Raw genomic sequence first — 2,188 nt, forward strand, 5'->3', positions numbered from 1 at the left:
GGTATCGGTGCACTGGTGGGAGTGGGATCCGCCGCTCTGGTCGTGGCCGGTGTCGTCGCCGCCGCCGCGATCGTCCCCGGGCTCGCCGGTGCCGATCCCGCGACGTCGCTTCCGAACGCCGGCGATGAGGACCCGTCCTCGATCTCTGCAGATGTCGGACCCGACGAGACGATGAACCTCGACGAGCCCGTCGTCATCGAACCCCCGGTCACCGTCCCCGACGAGACCCCAGCGCCGCCGGCCGCAGAACCTCAGCCCGGCGCAGATCAGGCGGGCGCACCCGTTCCTGTACCGCCCGCCACCGTCCCGCCCGTCACGGTCCCGCCGGTCATCGTTCCGCCGGTCGTCGTCCCGCCTGTCGATCCCGTGGACCCGGTCGACCCTGTGGACCCCGTAGATCCTGTGGACCCCGTAGATCCCGTGGACCCCGTCGACCCGGTGGACCCCGTCGACCCGGTGGACCCCGTCGATCCGGTGGACCCGGTCGACCCCGTGGGTCCGGTCGTCCCCACGGAGGCACCTACGTGGCAGACCGCCACCATCTGGTTCAACGGACTCCAGGTCCACTACAGCATTCCGGTCTCGGGTGTGGCCGGCCAGAGGGTCGAGGCGCTCCTGGACGACAGCACCGGCGGAGGCGACAGCATCCTGCTCGACGAGTCCGGCTTCGGAGTCATCGATCTCCGTCCCACCTTCTGGCAGTTCATCGACGCCGACCTCACGACCGTCACGTTCCGATACGTCCTCGCATCCGGCACGGGCCCTTCCGCGGTCACCACCCTCCTCGATCTCGAGCCCAACCGCCCCGAGACTCCGGGTGAGGTGGTTCCGGTCGAATCGGCCACAGCGGAGCCCTCCACGACGAGCGACGTTTCCGCGTCGTCTGTGCCGTCCGAGTCTGCTCCGGTCGCTACCGAGCCGGAGGCACCCGCGTCAGACCCGACACCCACACCGGTCGAAGCAGCACCGGCACCGATCGAAGCAGCACCCGCTCCGGTCGAGACGGCCCCCGTCCAGACTCCGCCGGCCGAGACCACGCCCGCAGCAGCGCCCACGGAGGCGCCCGTTGCACCGGCTGAGGAAGCCCCCACCGGCGAATAGACTGGATCCATGTCCTCGGATCCCGCTCCCGTTCCCGGCGTCGACCGTCCGGTGGTCACCGCACTCGACATCGTGCGCGCTGTCGTCCTCATCGTCGCCGTCGCCTCTCTGGCATTGTGGGGCTTCGCGAGCTGGGATCTTCCGTGGAACATCGTCATCGGTATCGGCGCGCCGGTACTGGTGATCCTGGTGTGGGCTCTCTTCCTCTCGCCGCGACCTGTGCTGCGCGTGCACCCGTTCCTCCGCGCCGCGGTCGAGCTGCTGATCTACGTCGGCGTGACGATCGCCTGGTGGTCGATGGGGCAGGCACTCATCGGCACCGCCTTCGCCCTCGTCGCCGTGGTCGCCGGTGTGCTCAGCGGCCGGCGCGCATTGTCGTGAGATCTCCCTCATGAGTGTGCTCGCGCTCCTTGAGGAGTCCCTCGGAGCGCTCGTCGACACCGATGAGGCGACGCTCGAGGAAGCCAGAGCCGACCGCTCAGGGTACGCTGCCGCCGGCAGACCGCTCGCTGTGATCCATGCGGAGCGGGTCGAGCACGTGCAGCAGACCATGCGCATCGCGACCGCCACCCGCACACCGGTCGTGGTGCGTGGTGCCGGCACGGGTCTCGCCGGTGCCGCGAACGCCGGTACGGGCGAGATCGTCCTCTCCCTGCGCAGGATGACCGCGATCAACGAGATCCGTGCCGACGATCTGCTCGCGGTCGTCGAACCCGGCATCCTCAACGCCGACCTCAACGCCGTGCTCGCGGCTCACGGGCTGTGGTGGCCACCTGACCCCGCCAGCCGCGACATCTCCACGGTGGGTGGGAACATCGCGACAGGTGCCGGAGGGCTGCTCTGCGCCAAGTACGGGGTGGTTCGCGACGCCGTGCTGGGGGTGGACCTGGTGCTCGCCGACGGGCGCCTGCTGCACCTCGGACACCGCAGCGTCAAGGGAGTGACCGGGCTCGATCTCACCGCGTTGGTGGTCGGCTCGGAAGGCACGTTGGGCGTCGTCGTGGGCGCGACCCTCAAGCTCCGCAGGCTCGTCCCCGGGGAGACCTGCACGATCGCCGCGACCTTCTCGGGGGTGCGTCACGCTGCC

Annotated in this window: 2 protein-coding genes and 1 pseudogene; all 3 read left to right on the forward strand. The window is 69.9% G+C overall.

What is annotated here, in order from left to right; all coding sequences use genetic code 11:
• Nucleotides 1–1,101 (forward strand): annotated as a pseudogene (locus tag DSP71_RS22600) (hypothetical protein); the annotation flags it as partial.
• A 9-nt stretch (nt 1,102–1,110) separates the two neighbouring features.
• On the forward strand, nt 1,111–1,482 hold the full coding sequence (locus DSP71_RS02970; protein WP_046748837.1) for a YrdB family protein: 372 nt from the start codon (nt 1,111–1,113) through the stop codon (nt 1,480–1,482).
• A 10-nt stretch (nt 1,483–1,492) separates the two neighbouring features.
• Nucleotides 1,493–2,188, forward strand: a 696-nt coding sequence (locus tag DSP71_RS23025; protein WP_258546236.1) for an FAD-binding oxidoreductase, incomplete at its 3' end; no start/stop codon positions are given.

It is taken from the genome of Microbacterium sp. H6 (genome assembly GCF_003314775.1).
GTDB lineage: Bacteria > Actinomycetota > Actinomycetes > Actinomycetales > Microbacteriaceae > Microbacterium > Microbacterium oxydans.

Coding starts and splice junctions, on each gene's coding strand:
- DSP71_RS02970 (WP_046748837.1), top strand. CDS start 1,111: ATGTCCTCGGATCCCGCTCCCGTTCCCGGCGTCGACCGTCCGGTGGTC.